The following is a 21528-nucleotide window of genomic DNA, read 5'->3' as shown; positions in this document are numbered from 1 at the left end:
ATTCCATGAAGGGAGCTATCATCGGCGATATTGCCGGCTCCATCTATGAATTCGATGAAACCGCGGAATCCCTGGATTTTCCTTTATTCGTTAAAAACAGCCGTTTTACCGATGATACGGTGACGACTGTAGCCGTAGCGGCAGCCCTGATGGAGGGGAAGGCATCCTGCTGCGGCTATATCGAACCCTTGCGGCGCCAGCTCCGCTACTGGTGCCGGAAATATCCCGACGCCGGTTTTGGCGGCCTGTTCCGCCGCTGGTTCCTGGCCGACGAGGCACCGGCTTACGGCAGCTATGGCAATGGGGCGGCTATGCGCGTCAGCCCGGCTGGCTGGATTGCCGATACTCTGGAGGAAGCCCAGGCGCTGGCAGAGCTGACAGCCGTCGTCAGCCATGACCATCCCCAAGCCATCAAGGGTGCCATTGCCGTGGCGTCGGCTATCTTCCTGGCCCGGCAGGGGAAGGAGAAAGAGGCGATTGCCGCATATCTGCGGTCGCATTTCTATGATCTGTCCCGGACACTGGCCCAGATACGGCCGTCTTATGGCTTTACCTGCACGACGGACGATAGTGTGCCAGAAGCCATCGAATGTTTCCTGGAAGGGACGGACTATGAAGATACGATCCGCAAGGCGATTTGGCTCAACGGCGATACGGATACGCAGGCAGCCATTGCCGGCAGCATTGCCGAAGCCTATTATGGCGTGCCCGATGCCTTGTGGCAGCAGGCCCTGCCATATGTCGGTGACGAAGAAATGAAGGGTGTCATTCGACAGTTCTATGAAAACTATATTGGTTCGAGGGGGAACTCTTTTGATTTCAACAGAGACAAGCAAGAAATATGAAAAACTCCAGCAGATCTTAAAGGACATGGGCAGTGTCGTCGTCGGCTTTTCCGGCGGCGTCGACAGCACCTTCCTGACCTATGCGGCTCACCAGGCTCTGGGGGACCGGGTCCTGGCCGTGACGGCCGTTTCGGCGACCCTGCCGGGCAGTGAAGCGGCTGATGCCAAGGCCATGGCCAAGGTTATCGGCGTCGAACACCGCCTGGCCCATTCGACGGAATTCGAGGACCCGGACTTCGTCCAGAATCCGCCAGATCGCTGCTATATCTGCAAGAAAATACGCTTTACGTCGCTCGTGGCCCTGGCCAAGGCCGAAGGCTATCAGTGGGTCGTCGACGGGGGGAATGTCGATGACCTCGGTGATTACCGGCCGGGTATGAAAGCCCTGCAGGAATTATCCGACGCCGTCCGCAGCCCGATGATCGAAGCAGGCCTGGCCAAGGCGGATATCCGGGCTTTGTCGAAGGAATTCGGCCTCCAGACCTGGAATAAGCAGAGCGCTGCCTGCCTGGCCAGCCGCGTCCCGTATGGCGTGGAACTGACGCCGCACCGCCTGGCTCAGATCGATGCGGCCGAAGCCGCCGTAGCGCCTTACGTCCAGGGGTCCCTGCGCGTCCGCTATCACGGCGATGTAGCCCGCATCGAAGTCGCCGTCGATGAAATCCCGTCGGTCCTGGCTCATCGGGAGGAAATCGTCCGGGCCATCAAGGATACGGGCTTTACGTACGTCACCCTCGATTTGGGCGGCTATGAAATGGGCAGCCTGAACGACGTAATCCATACTGATGAGGAAGTAAAGTGATATGGCTATTTCCAAGAAAGTAAAAGATGAAATGCTGCAGCGGTTCCAGGACCAGTACGGTATCATGAAACCGGCTCTGCACTATAATTCTCCTTTTGAATTGATGATTGCCGTCATCTTGTCGGCCCAATGTACGGATGAACGGGTCAATATCGTGACGGCCGGCATGTTCCCGGAATATAACACGCCGGAAAAGATGCTGACCCTGGGGACAGCGGGACTGGAAGAAAAGATACGGACCTGCGGCCTCTATCGCAGCAAGGCCAAGAATATCCTGGCCAACTGTGCCATCCTTTGTGAAAAATATCATGGCCAAGTGCCGCAGACTTTCGATGAGCTGGTGAAACTGCCCGGCGTCGGCCGCAAGACGGCCAATGTCCTGGTCAGTATTTTGTTCAATACGCCGGCCATTGCTGTCGATACCCACGTCTTCCGTGTGTCCAACCGTCTGCAGCTGGCCCAAGGGACGACGCCGCTGGAAGTCGAAAAGGGCCTGCAGAAGGCCATTCCCAAGGAATGGTGGAGCCGGGCCCATCATTGGCTCATCTGGCATGGCCGCCGGGTCTGCAAAGCCCGCAAGCCTTTATGCGACAACTGCTTTTTGGCTGACCTTTGTCCCAGTTGTCAGAAGTAAAACGTTAAATCAAAATAAATACATTGACAAGTCGTTAAAAATTTTATAAAATAACACCAATACAGACAAATTTCATAAGTTATATCGAGAGCAGCTGAGGGACGGGCCCGATGACGCTGCGGCAACCTGCCTAAGGTAAGGTGCCAATTCCTACAGGCTATTCCTGAAAGATATCATTATGACTGAGGCGCAGCTTGGAGGCAGCGCCTCTTTTCTTTTGGCGTATTATGTACTTATTTTCACATCATTCAATCATTCTTAGGGGGTATTTTCATGAACAACAACTCTTCTGGCGGCAAGGCTATCCGGGGGCTGGATGTGCTCATCCTGGGATTCGCCTTCTTTGCCACCTATTTTGGCGCCGGCAATTTGATTTTCCCGCCCCAGCTCGGTTTGAACAGCGGCAGCGATTTCCTGTCCGGCCTGGCTGGCCTGACCTTTTCGGGTATTTTTCTTCCTATCTTCACGCTCATCGTCATCGGCCTCAACGGCGACGTCCACTCCATTACTGAACGGGTAGGGAAGAATACGTATAACGTCCTCCTGGCAGCCCTCATGCTGGTCTGTACCTTCGTTTCCATTCCCCGTACGTGTGCGACGGCCATCCAGCTCGGCATCCAGGGCAACCTGCCGGCAGCACCGTTCATCCCGCTGGTCATCGCCTATTTCGTCATCAGCTTCTTCTTTGTTGCCGACCAGAACAACGTCATGGACCGCATGGGCAAATACCTGACGCCGCTCCTGGCCCTGATCCTGGTCATCGTCGCCTTCGTCGGCATCTTCAATCCCCTGGGGACACCCGTCGCTCCGGCTGTGGACCATCCCTTCGTCAATGCCTTCCTCGGCGGCTATAACACGGGCGACGTCCTGGTCAGCTTCATCATGGCAGCTGTCTTCATCAGCTCCATTTACGGCAAGGGCTATACGACCGTCGGCCAGCGCAATAAAGTGCTCATCTACTGTGGCATCGTTTCCTTCGTCCTGCTGCTCATCATTTACGGCAGCCTGCTCTACATGGGCGCCTGCGTCAGCGGTGACTATGCGCAGAACATCGGCCGTGCGGAACTCCTGGTCGCCATCATCCAGCGCGTCGGCACGTGGGTCATGGTTCCCATGGGCATCGCCGTCGTCCTGGCCTGCCTGACGACAGCCATCGGTCAGATTGCCGCCGTTGCCGAATTCACCAGCACGGCTACGGGCAACCGCATCAGCTATAAGCAAGTCGCCGTCGCCTGCTGCATCTTGTCGGCCCTGACGGCCCTCCTCGGCGTCGACGGTATCGTCACCTACATCGGCTGGATTTTCGGCGTCTGCTATCCGCCGTGCCTGGCCCTCCTGGTCCTGGGCATCATCGGCCGCTTCATGCCCAACAACGGTGCTTACAAAGGCTCTGTCTACCTGGTCACGCTCTTCGCCCTTTTGGAATCCCTGCCGGGTCTGAGCAGCCTGGGCTTTGCTAAAGCCATCGTCGCCGCTACGCCCCTGTCCACATACGGTTTCGGCTGGATCGTCCCCTTTATCATCGGCCTCATCGGCGGCTCCATCATCGGTCATTTCGTATCCGCCTCAGAACCCGTAGAAGCCGAAGCGAAATAAGATAGTTTGTGGTATGGAGTCTGTAGGGGGCGCCACTAAAAATAGACTGCCTTTTAGGCAGTCTATTTTTTTCCCCGACTTGCATAATCAATGACTTATCTCTATAATTAAAGAATAATCTCGAGTAAAAGGGGGTAATTTCATGGATTTGAAAAAACTATATATCGATGGCCAGTGGGTTGCGCCCTTGTCTGGCCAATATATTGACGTAGAAAATCCGGCGACGAAAGAAATCTTCGCCACTGTCGCCGCGGCTGGTGCCGATGATGTCGCTGCCGCTGCCCAGGCGGCTGCCAAAGCTTTCCCGGCCTGGTCGGCTATGCCGCTGGAAGACCGCATCACCTTCATAAAGAACCTGCTGGTCCAGATGATCAGATTGGAACCGCAGTTCGTCGACGCCGTCGTCAAGGAATTAGGGGCGCCTGTAGCCTTTGCCAGGACCAACCATATTGGCTACCAGTTCGTGCGGACCCAGTCGTATATCGACTTGGCACCGGAATTGCCACTGGTCGAACATCTGTCCCAATCCGTCGTCTACCGCCGGCCTTTGGGTGTCATCGGCTGTATCACGCCGTGGAATTATCCTTTAGGGCAGATTATCCAGAAAGTCGTACCGGCCTTGCTCGTCGGGGCGACAGTCGTCCTCAAGCCGAGTCAGCACACGCCGGTGACGGCGTACTACCTGGCCGAAGCCTTTGACCAGGCCGGTTTCCCCAAAGGCGTCTTCAATCTCGTCGCCGGCCGGGGCAGCCAGGTCGGCAATGCCATCTGCGACGACCCGAATATCGCCATGGTATCCTTTACGGGGTCGACGGCAGCCGGCATCAAGGTATCTCAGCGCGCCTTAGCTTCGATGAAGCGCATCAGTATGGAACTGGGCGGCAAGTCGCCTTTCGTCCTCTTGAAGGGGGCGGACTACGAAAAGGCTATCCGCATGTGCTTCAATTCCATTTTCCTCAACAGTGGCCAGACCTGTACGGCCCTGTCGCGCCTGATCATCCGCGGGATGACAAGGAACAGATTGAACAGCTCATGCTGAAGATACTGCCGGAATATACCGTAGGCGACCCGGCTCTGGAAACGACGAAAATCGGTCCTGTCGCATCGTATGACCAGTGGCAGACCGTCGATGCCTACATCGCCAAGGGCCTGGAAGAAGGGGCGACACTTCTGGCTGGCGGCCGTCCGGATGCGCCGGACCACGGTTACTATGTCAAGCCTGTCATCTTTACGGACGTAACCAATGACATGACCATTGCCCGCGAAGAAATCTTCGGCCCCGTCCTCAGCGTCATCGCTTATGATACCGCCGACGAAGCCCTGGCCATTGCCAACGATACGCCTTATGGCCTCAACGCTGCCGTCTGGGGACCGGACAAGGAAGAAGCCTCGAAGGTGGCAGCAGCCGTTTTGTCGGGCAACGTCTACGTCAACGACAGCCCGCGCGACGTCACAGCGCCTTTCGGCGGCTTTAAGGACAGTGGTATCGGCCGTGAAGGCGGCAAAGATGGGATGTTGGAATTTACAGAACCCCAGGCCATTTTTTATGCATAAACAGTTATAGGAGGAGTTTTAGCGTCATGAATTTCGATGAAGAAGCCATGAAAATCCGCCGCGGCAAACACGGCGTTATTGAAACCATTCCCCGGGAAGTCCTCAAGACCCACGACGACCTGAGTATTCTCTATACGCCTGGCGTTGCCCAGCCGTGCCGGGAAATCACTAAGGACCCGGATTTGTCTTTCGACTTGACCTGCCGTGGCAATATGATCGCCGTCGTATCGGACGGGACCCGCGTCCTCGGCCTGGGCGACATCGGCCCGGAAGCTGCCATGCCGGTCATGGAAGGGAAATCCATTCTCTTCAAGGTCTTTGGCGGCGTCAATGCCGTACCTATCTGTCTGGATACGAAGGACCCGAAAGAATTCATCGAAACGGTAAAGCGTTTGCAGCCGTCTTTCGCCGGTATCAACCTGGAAGATATTGCTTCGCCGAAATGCTATGAAATCGAACAGACCTTGAAACGGGAAATGGACATCCCTGTCTTCCATGATGACCAGCACGGCACGGCCATTGCCGCCCTGGCCGGCGTCATCGGTGCCTTCCGCTATGTCCATAAGGACTTGAAGACAGCCCGCATCGTCATCAATGGGGCAGGGGCTGCCGGCGCTTCCATCGGCCGCCTCCTGGTCCGCGCCGGAGCTCGGAACGTCACCATGGTCGACCGTCCGGGGATTCTCTACGCTGGCATGGAAGGGCTGAACCCGGTCCAGGCGGAACTGGCATCCCTGACCAATCCGTCCCATGCCCACGGGACCCTGGCTGATGCCGTCAAAGGGGCCGACCTCCTCCTAGGCGTATCGGCACCGCATATTTTTACTAAGGAAATCATCCAGGCCATGGCCGACGATGCCGTCGTCTTCGCCATGGCCAACCCCATCCCGGAAACGGACTACGCCTCTGCCAAAGCGGCCGGTGCCAAAGTCGTCGGCACTGGCCGGTCGGATGCACCGAATCAGATCAACAACGTCATGGTCTTCCCGGGTATCTTCCGCGGCGCCCTGGCCGTCCGGGCCCGCAGCATCAACGAAGACATGAAACTGGCTGCGTCTTACGCCATCGCCTCCCTGGTCGGCGATGACGAACTGGCCGAAGACCACGTCATCCCCGACGCCTTCGACCAACGCGTCGCTCCGGCCGTCGCCGCAGCCGTCGCCAAAGCTGCCATGGAAAGCGGCGTCGCCCGCATCACCCGCGACCCGGAAGAAGTCCGCCAGGAAGCGGCAGACACCATCGACAAACTCCACGCCATGCTCGACTTGATCCACGGGTAGGGGCTAGCAGTTAGTAATTAGTGGCTAGTGGTTCGTGGCTGAAATCTTGATATCCTGAAGGGACTTGCCATACCGTCGTGGCAGGTCCCTTTTGTATATGGAAAATCATAAGACGACACCTTATTCGTGTTATACAAAGTGGGGGTATTTGCTACAATGAGGTTAAATCAAAAAGATGAAATCAGAAGATCTACTGACAGCCTTACATGATGAATATGACATTGATTTGACGGCTAAAGGGAAGAAGGATGTCACGACTATGTGCAACTTAGGTGAAGGACTCTATGAAAGAGCCATGGAAAAAGGCTTGGAAAAGGGTATAGAAAAAGGCATAAAAAAGGGCATAAAAAAAGGCGTTGAGCAAGAAAAACGAAATTCTGAACGGAAAGACCGGGAAGCAGCGCTCGAAATGATTAAAGATGGTCTATCCTTTGAGCAAATTGCCCGGTACATGAAACTTTCTATCGAAGCAGTCGCTGAAATTGCCAAGCAAAATAAATTGATATAAGGTGATAGTTTGTAATACGGAGTTTGTAGTTTTCAGAGCAAACCTTTAAATTTCAAGCCATCCACTAACCCCTAGCCACTAGCGGCTAACCACTAAAAAGAGGCTGTCTTAATGCGACAGCCTCTTTTTCACATCTTGCAATGTCTTGACAGTAGTGTTGTCAAATCTTTACCGATACGGTATAATAGGGTAAACAAAAAAACGGTCTATCCCGCAAGGGATGATGAGCCGTTATGTACTTTAAATAAAAGAGGTTGTCACATGAAGGTGTCTTTATGGGGCAACCTCTTCCCTGAAAGGATGAAGTTTGGTGTATATCGAAGATGAGATTGCAGCTCTGAAAAAAGAGAAGCAGGCTATTATCCTTGCTCACTATTATGTACCTGATGAAGTTCAGGAATATGCAGATTTTGTCGGTGATTCTTTTGGCCTGGCCAAGAAGGCGATTGAAACGGATGCCAAGGTCATCGTCTTTGCCGGTGTCGACTTTATGGGGGAAAGTGCCAAGATGCTCAACCCGGAAAAGAAGGTCCTCATGCCCAATGCGACGGCCAGCTGCCCTATGGCTCATATGGCTGACGTAAAGACGATTGAAAAAGTCCGTTCCCAATATGATGATCTGGCCGTCGTCTGCTATGTCAATTCGACGGCTGCTGTCAAGGCTGTGTCCGATGTCTGCGTCACGTCGTCGAATGCCGTCAAGATCGTCCGGAAACTGCCGAACAAGCATATTTTCTTTACGCCTGATCGGAATCTGGGCCATTACGTATCGACGCAGGTCCCGGACAAGCATTTTATCCTCAACGACGGCTTCTGTCCGCGCCATGATACGGTTGACCCGGCTTATGTGAAACAGGTCCAGGCGGCTCATCCCCAGGCCTTGTTCCTGGCCCATCCGGAATGCCGCAAAGAAGTCCTGGCCCTGGCCGATTATGTCGGCAGTACGTCGGGCATCATCGACTATGCCGGCAAGTCCGATGCCAAGGAATTCATCATCGGTACGGAAGGCGGCGTCTTTTATGAATTAGAAACGCGCAATCCTGGCAAGACCTTTTATCCAGCCATGGAAGATGCGTATTGCATCAACATGAAGAAAGTCACGCTGGAAAAAGTCCGCGACTGCCTGCGCGATGAAACGAATGAAGTCCGCGTCGACCCGGATGTCGCCGGAAAAGCTGTCCGTTCGCTGGAACGGATGCTGGAATTAGCCAAATAGAAGAAGGTAATAGCAATGGAAACAGAAAAAACAGATATCGTCATCGCCGGTACCGGGGCCAGCGGCCTCTTTGCCGCCCTGCATCTGCCCCGGGATAAACGAGTCCTGATGATTACCAAAGATGAAGTAGAAAACAGCGATTCTTTTTTAGCCCAAGGGGGCATCTGCGTCCTTCACGACAAGGACGATTACGACAGTTTCATGGAAGATACACTCAAAGCCGGCCACTATGAAAACCGGCGTGAATCCGTCGATATCATAATCCGCTCGTCGCGGCCGGTCATCAATGAACTCATCGGCTACGGCGTCGATTTTGCCCGCAAAGCCGACGGTTCTCTCGATTATACGCGGGAAGGCTGCCACTCGCGGCCGCGTATCTTGTTCCATGAAGATATTACGGGCAAGGAAATCACCAGCCATCTCTTAGCGGCTGTCCGCCAGCTGCCCAATGTGACTATCCGCGATTTTACGACTATGGTCGACATCGTCACCGATGGGAACCGCTGCCTGGGCATCATCGCCCGCGACAGCCAGGGCCGTTACCGAGCTATCCAGGCCGATGAAACGATTCTGGCCAGTGGCGGTGTCGGCGGCTTGTATGACCATTCGACGAATTTCCCGCATCTCACTGGCGATGCCCTGGCCATTGCCATGCGCCATGGCGTCGAACTGGAACACATCGACTACGTCCAGATCCATCCGACGTCGCTCTATTCCAAAAAGCCGGGCCGGAGCTTCCTTATTTCTGAATCAGTCCGCGGTGAAGGGGCCAAGCTGCGCGGCAAAGACGGTCAGCGTTTTGCCAACGAAGTCCTGCCCCGCGATTTGATGACGGCCGAAATCCGCAAACAGATGAAGAAGGACGACCGCCCCTTCGTCTGGCTCGACATGACCGTCCTCGGCGAAGACGTCATTAAGCATCATTTCCCGCACATTTATGAACGCTGCCTGGAAGACGGCATCGATGCGACGAAGGACTGGGTCCCGGTCACGCCGGCCCAGCACTACTTCATGGGCGGCATCCACGTCGACAAGTACAGCCAGACGACGATGGACCATCTCTATGCCGTCGGCGAAACGAGCTGCAACGGCGTCCACGGCCGCAACCGCCTGGCCAGCAATTCTCTCCTGGAAAGCCTGGTCTTCGGCAAGCGCGCAGCCCAGCACATCGTGGAAACAGAAAAGCAGCCCCAGCAGGTAGTCAGTGCCGCCGACTTTGCCCAAGCCTGTGCGCCGTCAGAAGCCTTCATCGGCAGTCATGAAGATACACTGGCTGAAGAATACCGCCGTCATGTCTTAGGTGAAATGGAAAGGGAGCGTGAATGTGATGAACAGCGTAACCATGAAATTGCAGGCTGATCCTTTGATTTTACAGGCCCTGCAGGAAGACATCACCGGTGAAGACGTGACGACCAATGCCATTTTGCCGGAAGACTGCCAGGGTGAAGCGGAACTCCTGTGCAAACAGGACGGCATCATCGCCGGCCTCGATGTCTTTGCCCGGCCCTTTACTCTGCTGGACGACAAGGTCTGGTTCGAGTTCTTCGTCAAAGATGGCGATAAAGTCCATAAAGGCCAGAAACTGGCCAAAGTCGTCGGCAGTATGCGGGCCATCTTGTCGGCCGAACGGGTAGGCCTGAACTATTTGCAGCGCATAAGCGGCATTGCGACCTATACCCACCAGGTCGCAGCCCTGCTGGAAGGGACGGGGATGACCCTCGTCGATACGCGCAAGACGACGCCGAACATGCGGGTCTTTGAAAAATACGCCGTCACCGTCGGCGGCGGCAAGAATCATCGCTACAACTTATCGGACGGCGTCCTCCTCAAGGACAACCACATCAGTGCCGCCGGCGGCGTGGCCAAGGCCATTGCCATGGCCAAAGCCTATGCGCCTTTCGTCCGCAAGATCGAAGTCGAAACGGAAACGCTGGACATGGTCCGCGAAGCCGTCGAAGCCGGTGCGGACATCATCATGCTGGATAACATGAGCCACGACATGATGAAAGAAGCCGTAGCCCTCATCGACGGCCGGGCTGAAACGGAATGTTCCGGCAACGTAACCAAAGAAAATATCGCCGCCCTGGCCGATATCGGCGTCGATTACATCTCCAGCGGCGCCCTGACCCATTCCGCGCCCATCCTGGATTTATCCCTGAAACACCTGCACAGGATATAGTGGTTCGTGGTCCTTGACAAGAGGAAAATCAGCGATATAATGAAGACAAAGAAAAGACAACGATGTCGTCCATGATGTCGTTGTCTTTTTGCTTTTTATTATATCGTATTTTGGGAGGGGGCCTCTTTATGTATGTATGGCGAATGGAAAAGATCATGGCAGAAAATTTCCGCCAATGGAAAATGCTGCAGCAGTATGAAAAGTATCAGAAAGGGCGCAAAGCCGTGCAGCCTAAGAAAGAGGACCTGCATCTTCGCGACGGCGTCCATTCGGAAACGTGATGAAACTTGAGAGAACGCGTGTTTGACAAAAAGCCTCTGGATTTCTATACTAGTAGTTGATAGTGTAGAAAGAAAGAGGCTTATTTATATGGATATAAAGAAAGAACATTGGAGCCCGCTGCTCCTCGACTGGTTTGCCGCCCATGGCCGGGATCTGCCTGGCGCGACGAATCGCCGCGGGATCCGTATAAGGTCTGGGTGTCGGAAATCATGCTGCAGCAGACGAAAGTCGAAACCGTCCGTCCCTATTATGACAGCTGGATGGACCATTTCCCGACCATTCCCGCCCTGGCGGCGGCTTCCCAGGATGAAGTCCTGCGGCAGTGGCAGGGCTTGGGGTATTACTCGCGGGCCCGCAACCTCCATGAAGCGGTCCAGGAAGTACAGGTCAAATACGGCGGCCATGTGCCGGAAAATAAAAAAGACGTACAGTCCCTGAAAGGCGTTGGCGATTACACAGCCGGCGCCATTTTAAGCCTGGCTTACGGTCAGAAGGAAGCCGCTGTCGACGGCAACGTCCTGCGCATCTTTGCCCGCCTTTACGATATTGAAGAGAATATCTTGTCGACGCCGGTCAAGAAGAAAATCACGGCTCTCGTAGAAGAAGAGCTTCCCGACGAAGCGCCAGGGACCTTTAACGAAGCCTCATGGACTTAGGGGCCATGGTCTGTATCCCCAAGCATCCCCGCTGTCCGGACTGTCCTTTGCAAGGGCTCTGCCTGGCTCACCGGGCTGGGAAAGAATGTGATCTGCCCATCCGGCTGGTCAAGAAGAAATCGCCTGTCGAAGAAATTACCGTCGTTGTCGTCCGCCATGGGGACCAGTGGCTCGTCCACCGCCGTCCGCCCAAGGGCCTCTTGGCGTCGATGTGGGAATTTCCCAATGCCCTGGGGAAGGGGAAAGAGGGCATCGCTGCAGTCCGTCAGCTCTTGGCGCAAAAAGGACTGACCCTGGCTGCCGATGACCAGCCTGTAGGCTCCCTGAAGAGCGTCTTTTCGCATAAGACCTGGCAGATGACGGTCTATGAAGGCTGCATCACCCAGGGGAAAATCGGAGAAGAGGAGGATTGGCAGTGGATCGACTGCAAGGACTACGCGTCCTTGCCCTGGGCCGGACCGCACGGCAAGATCACTGCCATGGTATAATTGATGAAAGGTCTTTTCTTTATTAACTTCATGGTCATTACATCCTGTATCTGCGTCGTCGCGGCGCTGTTATGGGATTATGTCGTCCGCACGGGTCATCGCTGGCTGCTGCTCCTGGGGACGTTGCTGCTGGCCGTCTTATCGGCAGCCGGTCTCTACCATTATGAAGACCTCTTTCCCGGCCTCATCGCGTCGGGCTGGGAAGGTCTCTATGACGGCAAGGCCATGGCCGGCCTGATCTGGCTGCTGGCCTGTCTCTTGGCCTTTCCCTGCCTGGTCGTCGTCGCCATAGCCCGCTTTTTCTGCCGGCCCCGGCGCCGCCGGAGAGGGCGTCGGCGTCAACGGCGCTCGTTGGGCGTGACGCGCCGGTCTTTCCTCAAAGGCCTGGCGGCGCTGATCCCCGTGGCGGCTTTCGCCACCAGCGGAGCGGGCAATCTCTTGGGCGAACGCGATTTGGATACGACCTACCATGTCTTGAAATACAAGAACCTGCCCGATTATCTCGACGGCTATAAAATCGGCCAGCTCTCTGACCTGCACATGGGGCTCTTTTTCAGTCCCCGGCGATTGCAGGAAGCCCTCGATGCCGTAGCGGCACAGGGCGTGAACCGCCTGGAAATCACAGGCGACCTCATCGATGAACTGGCCCTGCTGCCCAAGGCCCAGGCCATCCTCAAAGCCAATGCCAGCCGCTTCCCTGACGGCATCGACTTCTGCTATGGCAATCATGAGTATTACCGCAGTTTCGATGCGATTACAGCCATGCTCGATGACACGCCGGTCCGGGTACTGCGCAATTCCACCTTCCAGGCCAGCCGCGGCTGCGGCCAGGGCCTGAGGGGCTGCAATGGCCGCGACGGCCGGTCTTTTTATATCGCCGCCACTGATTACAGCTTTGCCAAGGGTGATGAAGCCTTTGCCAAAGAACGGGAACAGTATGTCCGGGAAACGCTGGCTAAGGTTCCGGAAGATGCCTTTGTCGTCATGCTGGCCCATCATTCGGCCTTTATCGACGAAGGCTTTGCCCATCACATCCCCCTGACTTTGTGCGGCCATACGCACGGCGCCCAGTTCGCGCCCATTGCGCCCTTGGTCACGGCCCTGGGCTTCAAGTACCTCCGCGGCATGTTCCAGAAAGGGGACTGCCGGGGCTATGTCAACCGCGGCACAGGCCACTGGCTGCCTTTCCGCGTCCTCTGTTCCCGCGAGGCCAGTGTCTTTGAATTACGAAAACAAGCGTAAAGGATGAATGCCCATTATGATGATCAATACAGCTGTACTCCATATTTTTGATTTCAATACCAACGTCTGCATTGTATCCCAGAAGGACCTCGATTTCAGCAGCGATGTCGTCTACGAATACGTCAGCAAGCGGCTGAACCGCATCATCGGCGATGCCGCCCAGAAGACGGGCGTCTTCTATGCGACCAGCGCCTTTCAGATGAAATTGCAGGCCCTCGTCGACGGGACCCTGACTTTCGACGATTTGGCGTCCCAGATCGCCCGCGAGCTCTACCAGCTCGTGTCCCATTGTGATGAACCGGAATCGACAGACCTCCTGGTCATCGACTTCCAGGATGACGACGATGTCCGCAACCTGGGCATCCTCATGCTGGACAACAAGACGGCCTATACCCATCAGATCCTCGACGACGAAGGGACGGTCTACAACAAGCTCATCAAACATTACGCCATCCTGCCCGGGACGGCGCAGAAAGCCGAGGCCTATGCCCTCATCCGCCTGAACGATTTTTCTATCCATTTCGTCGACAAGAAGCGGAAAATGGACGGTGAAGACGTCTACCTCCTGCCGGACAAGCTCCTGCAGTGCACGTCGGTCATTTCCAGCAAGGAAGCCGTGAAGGTCGTCAGCAAGATTGCCGAAAAAGTAGCGGAAGAACACGGCGCCAGCACGGTCGAAGCCTTATCCAAAGCCAAGACCTATCTGGTGGAAAATGCCGAAACGGCTGATTCCTTCTCGCCGCAGGACCTGGGCAGCGACGTCTTCGGCGATTCGCCGGTCCTGCAGCGGGAATTTGAAGAACAAGTCAAAGAAGCGAAACTGCCTGAAGCCGTAGCCATCGAAAAGGAATATGCCCAGAAGGCCGGCCGCAGCCATAAAATCAAGACCGATACGGGCATCGAGATCACTTTTCCGTCGGAATATATCGAAAATACCGACTTCATCCAATTCATCAACAACCCCGATGGGACCTTGTCCATTGAATTGAAGAATATCGGGAAAATCGTCAATAAATAAGGGGGATTATTATGTCACGCAAGAATCGGCGCAAAAAAGCCAGGAATACTGCAGCCGTTCCGGAAGGGACAGCCGCAACGGCACAGCCGAAAAAGAAGAAAGGACCCGCTCACGGTCTGGACCGGAGAACCTGGGTCTTGTACCTCGTCGGCTTTTCCGCCCTGGCCTGGTCCTATTTTATCTTATTCACCCGCAACTGGTCGGACGCAGGCTTTGCCTTCACCGTCCTGGTTACGGTTCTCTGGCCCTGGTCTTTGTATAAGAATTGGAAGAAAGGGCCGAAAAAGAGGTAACGCTTATGGATATGTCCCATTACAATAAAGATTACGATACGTCCCACCCTTTCCACGTCGTCGCCCCTTATGAACCTATGGGCGACCAGCCCGAGGCCATCGCCTCTCTGGCAGACGGCATCCGTTCCGGCCAATGGGCCCAGGTCCTCGTCGGGGCTACCGGGACGGGCAAGACCTTCACTATGGCCAAGCTCATCGAAGCCGTCCAGAAACCGACCCTGGTCATTGCCCACAATAAGACCCTGGCTGCCCAGCTGTGCAGTGAATTCAAGTCATTCTTTCCCGATAACGAAGTCGGTTATTTCGTCAGTTATTACGACTTCTATCAGCCCGAAGCCTATATCGCCTCGACAGATACGTACATCGAGAAAGACGCGTCCATCAACGATGAAATCGATAAATTGCGCCACTCGGCGACGATGAGCCTCTTTGAACGGCACGATGTCATCATCGTCGCTTCCGTTTCCTGTATCTACGGCTTAGGCGACCCGGAAGACTACAGTGAACTCGTCGTATCCCTGCGACTGGGGCAGGAAAAGCCGCAGGAAGAAATACTGCACAAGCTCGTCGATATCCAGTACAGCCGCAACGACATGAACCTCGAACGCGGGACCTTTCGCGTCCACGGCGATACAATCGAAGTCTTTCCGGCGGCCTTCGATAACTCCATCATCCGCATCGAAATGTTCGGCGATGAAATCGACAGGCTCACGGAAGTCGACGTCCTGACAGGCGAAGTCATTGCCGAGCGCAAGCACGTCGCCATTTATCCGGCCAGCCATTATGTCACGACCAGGGACAAGATGGAACGGGCCCTGGGGACGATCCGCCAGGAATTGGACGAACGGCTGAAAGTGCTGAAAGACGGCGGCCATTTGCTGGAAGCTCAGCGGCTGGAACAGCGCACGCGCTATGACATGGAAATGATGGAAGAAATGGGCTACTGCTCAGGCATCGAAAATTATTCGCGCCACCTGGCCGGCCGCAAGCCCGGTCAGGCGCCGTATACGCTCCTCGACTATTTCCCCGATGACTTCCTCATCCTCGTCGACGAATCGCATGTCACCCTGCCGCAGCTGCGGGCTATGTACGCCGGCGACCGGTCGCGCAAGGAAAACCTCATCGAATACGGCTTCCGCCTGCCGTCGGCTTTGGATAACAGGCCGTTGAAATTTGAGGAATTCGTCGAACGCATCAACCAGATTGTCTACGTCAGCGCTACGCCTGGCCCTTATGAAATGGAAGTCCAGACCAATCTGGCCCAGCAGATCATCAGGCCGACGGGCCTGTTGGATCCGAAAGTGGAAGTCCGTCCCATTGCCGGCCAGATGGATGACCTATTGGGTGAAATCCGCAAGCGCACGGAAAAGGACGAACGCGTCCTGGTGACGACGCTGACCAAGAAGATGGCTGAAGACCTGACGGATTACCTGAAGGAAATGGGCGTCCGCGTGCGCTATCTCCATTCGGATATCGCCACCATCGAACGGGCCGACATCATCCGCGACCTGCGGGCCGGCGTCTTCGACGTCCTGGTCGGCATCAACCTCCTGCGCGAAGGCCTGGATATGCCGGAAGTCTCGCTGGTAGCCATTCTCGATGCCGATAAAGAAGGCTTCCTGCGTTCAGAAACGTCGCTTATCCAGACCATGGGCCGGGCGGCGCGAAACGTCCATGGACAGGTCATCATGTATGCCGACAAGATTACCGACTCCATGGCCAAGGCTATGGAAGAAACGCAGCGGCGCCGGGAAATCCAGGATGCATATAATAAAAAACATCACATTACGCCGAAATCGGTCAAAAAAGACGTCGTCGACCTCATCGAACTGACGAAAGTCGCCGAAACGGAAGCGGCCTATGGCAGCCAGAAGGGAAGGAAAGGCGGCAAGAAGACCCGCGAGGCCCTGAACAAAGTCATCAAGACCATGACTTTGCAGATGAAAGAGGCGTCGAAGAACCTGGAATTTGAAAAAGCCGCCGAACTGCGCGACCGCCTGGGCCAATTGCGCCAGCAGCTGGCCGATATGAGCCACGATGATACCCTGCCTAAAGACATGCAGGGCGAAGACATGCCCAAGCGCCGCTACCGCCGCAAGATAAAGCGGCCTGATGCGAAGAAGAAGTAAACGTAGTTCGTAGTTCGTAGTTCGTGGGTCGTTCCTCGAAGCAGGTTTTAAATTTTAGCCCATCACGACGAACGATGAACGACAAACGATGAACGTTATGATAACGGGAGGCACGAAGTGCAAGATAAATATATTGTCATCAAAGGTGCACGTCAGCACAATTTAAAGAATATCGACGTCAAGATCCCCCGGGACAAGCTCGTCGTCTTTACGGGTCTGTCCGGCTCGGGCAAGTCGTCCCTGGCTTTTGATACGATTTATGCCGAAGGCCAGCGCCGCTATGTCGAATCGTTGTCGGCCTATGCCCGGCAGTTCCTGGGCCAGATGGATAAGCCCGACGTCGATTACATCGAAGGCTTGTCGCCGGCCATTTCCATCGACCAGAAGACGACGAGCCGCAATCCCCGGTCGACAGTAGGGACGGTCACGGAAATCTACGATTACCTGCGTCTGCTCTACGCCCGTGTCGGCGAGGCCTACTGCCCGAAATGCGGCAAGCCCATCCGTCAGCAGACCATCGAGCAGATGGCCGATGCCGTCATGGCCCTCGGCGAAGGCGAGAAGGTCATGGTCATGGCGCCTGTCGTCGACGGGCGAAAGGGGACTCATCAGAAGCTCCTGGCCCGGCTGGTCAAAGACGGCTATGTCCGCGTCCGCGTCGACGGCGAAGTTTATCTCTTGTCCGACGATATCCCCCTGGATAAAAATAAAAAGCACACTATCGACGTCATCATCGACCGCCTGGTCATCAAGAACAGTATCTTGACGCGCCTGACGGATTCCCTGGAAACGGCGGCTAAATTGGCCGATGGCATCGTCCATATTTTCCGCATGGCGACGAAAGAGGTCCTGACCTTCAGCCAGCACTTCGCCTGCCCGGACTGCCATGTCAGCCTGCCGGAAATCGAATCCCACCTCTTTTCCTTCAACAGCCCCTTCGGCGCCTGCCCGGCCTGCTCAGGCATTGGCAGCACCATGGAAGTCGACGCGCATCTGGTCCTGCCGGACCACAAGAAATCCTTTGCCGACGGCGCCGTAGCGGCCCTCAGCAGCAACCCCGATTCGTGGTTCATGCGCCAGCTCGGTGGCCTGCTGCGGCCTTACGGCTTTACCTTGGATAACTGCTACGATGACTTGCTGGAAGAATTGCAGGAAAAACTCATGAACGGCTCAGACGATACGTGCGTCTTTGAATACGAGAACCTGCGCGGCGAAGTGAAGCAGTTCGCCACGGCCTTTGAAGGCATCCTGCCCATGGTCCGCCGCCGCTACCGCGAAGCCTCGTCGGACATGATGCGCGACCAGTTCGGCCAGTTCATGACTGTCAAGCCCTGCTCGACGTGCCACGGTGCACGCCTGCGCCACGAAGCGCTGGCCATCAAGATCGGCGGCCTGAACATCGCCGAATTGACGGATTTGCCCGTCAGCGACATGATTCCCTTCTTCGATAACTTGAAATTGACGGAAAAACAGCAGCTCATTGGCAAGCAGATCTTCAAGGAAATCAAGGCCCGCCTGAACTTCTTGCAGACCGTCGGCCTGGACTACCTGACATTGTCGCGGACGGCGGGCACCCTGTCCGGCGGCGAAGCCCAGCGTATCCGCCTGGCCACCCAGATCGGGTCGGGCCTGGTCGGCGTCCTCTATATCCTGGACGAACCATCCATCGGCCTGCACCAGCGGGACAACGACAAGCTCCTGGAAGCCCTCAAGCGCCTGCGCGACCTGGGCAATACGCTCATTGTCGTCGAACACGATGAAGACACCATGCGTGCTGCCGATTATATCGTCGATATCGGACCGGAAGCAGGGGAACACGGCGGCACTATCGTCGCCCAAGGCACGGCCGATGACATCATGGCCTGCCCTCAGTCTTTGACGGGCCAGTATCTGAAGGGGACCAAGTATATCCCCGTTCCGCAAGAACGGCGCCAGGGGAATGGCACCTTTTTGGAAATCATCGGCGCAGCTGAGCACAATTTAAAACATATAAACGTCTCCATCCCCATCGGGACCCTGACCGTCGTCACCGGCGTGTCCGGCTCGGGCAAGTCGACGCTGGTCAATGAAATCCTCTACAAGGGTATGGCCGAAGCCGTCTACGGCACGCCGCACCGGCCGGGCAGGTTCAAGGCCCTGAAAGGCGTTGAATACATCGACAAGATCATCAACATCGACCAGTCGCCTATCGGCCGGACGCCGCGGTCCAATCCGGCGACGTATACGGGCGTCTTCGACTCCATCCGCCAGCTCTACAGCCAGACGGCAGAAGCCAAGGTCCGGGGCTACAAGGCCGGCCGCTTCAGCTTCAACATCAAAGGCGGCCGCTGCGAAGCCTGCAAAGGCGACGGCATCATCCGCATCGAAATGAACTTCCTGCCGGACGTCTACGTCCCCTGTGAAGTCTGCCACGGCGCCCGCTATAACCGGGAAACGCTGGAAGTCAAATACAAGGGCAAGAATATTTCCGACGTCCTCAACATGACCGTCGACGACGCCTGCCAGTTCTTTGAAAACATACCGCGCATCGTCAATAAGCTGAAGACGCTGCAGCAAGTCGGCCTGGGCTATATCCGCCTGGGCCAGCCGGCGACGACCCTGTCCGGCGGCGAAGCCCAGCGGGTCAAGCTGGCGACGGAATTGTCCAAGCGCAGTACCGGCCGGACCCTGTATATCCTCGACGAACCGACGACGGGCCTGCATACGGCGGATATCCACAAGCTCATGGACGTCTTGCAGATGCTCGTCGACGGCGGCGATACGGTCGTCGTCATCGAACACAACCTGGACGTCATCAAGACGGCAGACTACCTCATCGACCTCGGTCCCGAAGGCGGTGCCGGCGGCGGTACGGTCGTCGCCATGGGGACGCCCGAAGAAATCTGCCAGGTACCGGAATCCTATACGGGTCAGTTCCTCAAGCCCGTCCTGGAACGGACCAAGGCCCTCATGGCCGGCAAGAAGGGGGTATAAGCCATGGCCGTCAGCGAGGCCGTCCGGGAAAAAGTCCGCAACCTGCCGACCCAGCCCGGCGTCTATCTCTGGAAGGATGAAAAGGGCAAGATCATTTACGTCGGCAAAGCCGTCAACCTGCGCAACCGCGTGACCAGTTACGTCCGCCACGATGCCAACAGGGCGCCGAAAGTAGCGGCCATGGTCAGTCATGCCGCCGATTTGGAAACCATCGTCGTCGCCACGGAAATGGAAGCCCTCATCCTGGAAAATACGCTCATCAAGAAATACCATCCCCATTACAATATCATGCTCCGCGACGACAAGACCTATCCTTATATCAAGGTCACTGTCCAGGAAGATTATCCGCGCATCTTCATGACCCGCCGCGTCAGCCGCGACGGCGCCCGCTATTTCGGACCCTTTGCCGACTCGACGGCAGTCCACCGTGTCCTGAAACTCATGCAGCGGGCCTATCATATCCGCTCGTGCCGGACCATGCCGACAGACCGGCCGTGCCTGCAATATCACTTGCACCACTGTGATGCGCCGTGCGTCCACTATATTACCAAAGCCGACTACGGGGCCCGGGTCCGACAGGCCCTGAATATCCTCGAAGGCCGGGACAGCGGCATTTCCCGGTCGCTGCAGCAGAAGATGGAAGACGCTGCGGAAGCCATGGAATTCGAGAAGGCCGCCATGTACCGCGACCAGATCAAGGCCATTGCAGTCATCCAGGAACAGCAGAACATCGTCAATACGGCTGGCGGCGATATGGACGTCATCGGCCTGGCCCGCCAGGCTGGACAGACGTGCGTCCAGATTTATACGGTCCGCATGGGCAAGCTCATGGGACGGGAGACCTTTTCCCTGGACAACAGCAGCGATGACGACGTGCCGTCTCTGATGGAAGCCGTCGTCGACCAGTATTATAGCGACGGGACCTTCATCCCGTCAGAAATCGTCGTGCCGGCCCTGGAAGACCTGGACGGATGCGAACGCCGCCTGAGCCAGCAGAAGGGCAGGAAAGTGACCGTCGTCATTCCCCAGCGGGGGCCGAAGAAACAGCTCCTGGACATGGCTTCCGAAAATGCAGCCGGCCTGTTGGAACAGAAACGCCTGCAATGGCAGCACGACGTAGACAAGACGACCGGTGCCGTCGAAGGCCTGGCGCGCATCCTCAATCTGCCCTGCCTGCCGGAGCGCATGGAGTGCTTCGATATTTCCCATACCCAGGGGATAGAGACCGTGGCCTCGATGGTCGTCTTCGAGCACGGTCAGCCGGATAAGAAAGAGTATCGCCGCTTCAAACTGAAGACCGTCCAGGGCAAGCCTGATGACTTTAAGTCCATGGCGGAAATCATGGAACGGCGCTATGGCGAAAAGGATTGGCCCGTGCCGGACCTGATCATCATCGACGGCGGCAAAGGCCAGCTCCATGCGGCCCTGCCGGTCATCCGCCAGGCTGGCTGCGAAGCGCCGGTCATCAGTCTGGCCAAGCGCATCGAAGAAGTCTTCGTCGAAGGCCGCAGCGATTCCATCATCCTCAGCCATCACACGCCGGAACTCCAGCTGCTGCAGGCCATCCGCGACGAAGCCCACCGCTTTGCCATTACCTATCACCGTCACCTGCGGGGCAAGCGCAGCCTCGTATCCATCCTGGACCACGTCGAAGGCATCGGGGCCAAGCGGCGCAAGGCCTTGTGGACGGCTTTCAAGACGCTGGCCGACATGAAGGCCGCTTCCATCGACGAACTGGCTGCCGTGCCGGGCATGAACCGCCAGGCTGCGGAAAATGTCTATTATTTCTTTCGCCTGGGGACGGATGAAAAGAGGAAATTGACCCAATAGATA

Annotated in this window: 20 protein-coding genes and 1 riboswitch; all 20 genes read left to right on the top strand. The window is 56.2% G+C overall.

What is annotated here, in order from left to right:
• Positions 1 to 5: 5 nt before the first annotated feature.
• On the top strand, positions 6 to 845 hold the full coding sequence (locus NM10_RS04905) for an ADP-ribosylglycohydrolase family protein (RefSeq protein WP_020310492.1): 840 nt from the start codon (positions 6 to 8) through the stop codon (positions 843 to 845).
• Entirely contained in the window at positions 814 to 1647 is an 834-nt protein-coding gene (larE, locus tag NM10_RS04900) for an ATP-dependent sacrificial sulfur transferase LarE (protein WP_020310491.1), read from the top strand. Before NM10_RS04905 ends, larE begins: the two co-directional genes overlap by 32 nt.
• 1 nt (position 1648) lies before the next feature.
• Positions 1649 to 2281 (top strand): endonuclease III, encoded by a 633-nt coding sequence (gene nth, locus NM10_RS04895; protein ID WP_020310490.1) that lies wholly within the window; start codon positions 1649 to 1651, stop codon positions 2279 to 2281.
• 78 nt (positions 2282 to 2359) lie between these two features.
• Positions 2360 to 2458: riboswitch (SAM riboswitch) on the top strand.
• Positions 2459 to 2554: 96 nt separating this feature from the next.
• Positions 2555 to 3877, top strand: coding sequence for a branched-chain amino acid transport system II carrier protein (locus tag NM10_RS04890; protein WP_020310489.1), 1323 nt, complete (start codon positions 2555 to 2557; stop codon positions 3875 to 3877).
• A gap of 142 nt (positions 3878 to 4019) precedes the next feature.
• Positions 4020 to 4916, top strand: coding sequence for an aldehyde dehydrogenase family protein (locus NM10_RS14970; RefSeq protein ID WP_020310488.1), 897 nt, complete (start codon positions 4020 to 4022; stop codon positions 4914 to 4916).
• On the top strand, positions 4910 to 5431 hold the full coding sequence (locus tag NM10_RS14965; RefSeq protein ID WP_020310487.1) for an aldehyde dehydrogenase family protein: 522 nt from the start codon (positions 4910 to 4912) through the stop codon (positions 5429 to 5431). The genes NM10_RS14970 and NM10_RS14965 overlap by 7 nt, the downstream gene beginning before the upstream one ends.
• A 26-nt stretch (positions 5432 to 5457) precedes the next feature.
• Positions 5458 to 6711: an NAD(P)-dependent malic enzyme gene (locus NM10_RS04880; RefSeq protein WP_020310486.1), complete on the top strand. Its 1254-nt coding sequence runs from the start codon at positions 5458 to 5460 to the stop codon at positions 6709 to 6711.
• 175 nt (positions 6712 to 6886) lie between these two features.
• Entirely contained in the window at positions 6887 to 7219 is a 333-nt protein-coding gene (locus NM10_RS04875; RefSeq protein ID WP_020310485.1) for a hypothetical protein, read from the top strand.
• A gap of 310 nt (positions 7220 to 7529) precedes the next feature.
• A complete protein-coding gene (gene nadA, locus NM10_RS04870; protein ID WP_020310484.1) occupies positions 7530 to 8435 on the top strand; it encodes a quinolinate synthase NadA in 906 nt (301 codons plus the stop codon).
• Between the two features lie 15 nt (positions 8436 to 8450).
• A complete protein-coding gene (locus NM10_RS04865) occupies positions 8451 to 9794 on the top strand; it encodes an L-aspartate oxidase (RefSeq protein ID WP_020310483.1) in 1344 nt (447 codons plus the stop codon).
• The gene (gene nadC, locus NM10_RS04860; protein ID WP_020310482.1) at positions 9763 to 10614 is read left to right on the top strand and encodes a carboxylating nicotinate-nucleotide diphosphorylase; all 852 of its coding nucleotides are present in this window, start codon (positions 9763 to 9765) and stop codon (positions 10612 to 10614) included. The genes NM10_RS04865 and nadC overlap by 32 nt, the downstream gene beginning before the upstream one ends.
• Before the next feature lie 128 nt (positions 10615 to 10742).
• Positions 10743 to 10895 carry a hypothetical protein gene (locus NM10_RS14010; protein WP_020310481.1) on the top strand — a complete coding sequence of 51 codons (153 nt, stop codon included), beginning with the start codon at positions 10743 to 10745 and terminating at the stop codon, positions 10893 to 10895.
• Between the two features lie 198 nt (positions 10896 to 11093).
• Entirely contained in the window at positions 11094 to 11552 is a 459-nt protein-coding gene (locus NM10_RS15145) for a hypothetical protein (RefSeq protein ID WP_335340740.1), read from the top strand.
• Positions 11543 to 12040 (top strand): NUDIX domain-containing protein, encoded by a 498-nt coding sequence (locus NM10_RS15140; RefSeq protein WP_335340739.1) that lies wholly within the window; start codon positions 11543 to 11545, stop codon positions 12038 to 12040. The genes NM10_RS15145 and NM10_RS15140 overlap by 10 nt, the downstream gene beginning before the upstream one ends.
• Before the next feature lie 30 nt (positions 12041 to 12070).
• Positions 12071 to 13282: a metallophosphoesterase gene (locus NM10_RS04850; protein ID WP_239639615.1), complete on the top strand. Its 1212-nt coding sequence runs from the start codon at positions 12071 to 12073 to the stop codon at positions 13280 to 13282.
• Between the two features lie 16 nt (positions 13283 to 13298).
• The gene (locus NM10_RS04845) at positions 13299 to 14300 is read left to right on the top strand and encodes a nucleoid-associated protein (RefSeq protein ID WP_020310479.1); all 1002 of its coding nucleotides are present in this window, start codon (positions 13299 to 13301) and stop codon (positions 14298 to 14300) included.
• Positions 14301 to 14311: 11 nt separating this feature from the next.
• Positions 14312 to 14593 carry a hypothetical protein gene (locus NM10_RS04840; RefSeq protein WP_020310478.1) on the top strand — a complete coding sequence of 94 codons (282 nt, stop codon included), beginning with the start codon at positions 14312 to 14314 and terminating at the stop codon, positions 14591 to 14593.
• Between the two features lie 11 nt (positions 14594 to 14604).
• On the top strand, positions 14605 to 16722 hold the full coding sequence (uvrB, locus tag NM10_RS04835) for an excinuclease ABC subunit UvrB (protein ID WP_239639622.1): 2118 nt from the start codon (positions 14605 to 14607) through the stop codon (positions 16720 to 16722).
• A 117-nt stretch (positions 16723 to 16839) separates the two neighbouring features.
• Positions 16840 to 19695, top strand: coding sequence for an excinuclease ABC subunit UvrA (gene uvrA, locus NM10_RS04830; RefSeq protein WP_020310476.1), 2856 nt, complete (start codon positions 16840 to 16842; stop codon positions 19693 to 19695).
• 3 nt (positions 19696 to 19698) lie between these two features.
• Entirely contained in the window at positions 19699 to 21525 is a 1827-nt protein-coding gene (gene uvrC, locus NM10_RS04825) for an excinuclease ABC subunit UvrC (protein WP_020310475.1), read from the top strand.
• Positions 21526 to 21528: the final 3 nt, after the last annotated feature.

It is taken from the genome of Megasphaera sp. NM10 (genome assembly GCF_000417505.1).
In the GTDB taxonomy this organism is placed as follows: Bacteria; Bacillota; Negativicutes; order Veillonellales; family Megasphaeraceae; genus Megasphaera; species Megasphaera intestinihominis.
The sequence above is the reverse complement of the archived record's forward strand: the minus strand, read 5'-3'. Positions and strand labels throughout refer to the sequence as shown.